This window comes from Mesorhizobium sp. M8A.F.Ca.ET.208.01.1.1, assembly GCF_004791315.1.
GTDB lineage: Bacteria > Pseudomonadota > Alphaproteobacteria > Rhizobiales > Rhizobiaceae > Mesorhizobium.
Genome location: NZ_SRUT01000152.1, coordinates 1 through 351, shown reverse-complemented (window position 1 = coordinate 351; position 351 = coordinate 1). Strand labels below are relative to the sequence as shown.

Below are 351 nucleotides of genomic sequence, written 5' to 3'. Positions count from 1 at the left end.
ATTGTCTTTTCCGCCAAAGGGAGCCCATCACTAGCGCGCTCTGAGGGTCAGACTGGAGGTCGCCACACCGGCAACAGAACGTGGCGCCGTCGGCAGACACATTGCTCGGCCGAATAGAAGACTCCTGGAAGCTGGCGGAGGGAGTCCCCAAATGGCCAAGGACAAAAGCAGAGCCGACCTCCGGGCCGCAGGCCAAATCTCGCTTGACGATGAGTATGAGGTGAATTTATTCGCCCTGCAGAACAACATCACACCCGCTCAAGTTCGAGAACTCATCCGTAAGCACGGCAATAGTCGCGCGACCCTGACCAAGGCTGCCAAAGCATTGCCAGGACGATAACGAGAAATTCC

General features: G+C 57.0%; 1 protein-coding gene. It reads left to right on the top strand.

Annotated features, from left to right (window positions below; translation table 11 throughout):
• The first annotated feature begins 151 nt into the window (after positions 1-151).
• On the top strand, positions 152-340 hold the full coding sequence (locus EN851_RS34680) for a DUF3606 domain-containing protein (RefSeq protein ID WP_128346228.1): 189 nt from the start codon (positions 152-154) through the stop codon (positions 338-340).
• The last annotated feature ends 11 nt before the right edge of the window (positions 341-351 follow it).

Bases quoted from the DNA above. Each gene is read 5' to 3' on its own strand.
- EN851_RS34680 (WP_128346228.1), top strand. From the start codon at position 152: ATGGCCAAGGACAAAAGCAGAGCCGACCTCCGGGCCGCAGGCCAAATC.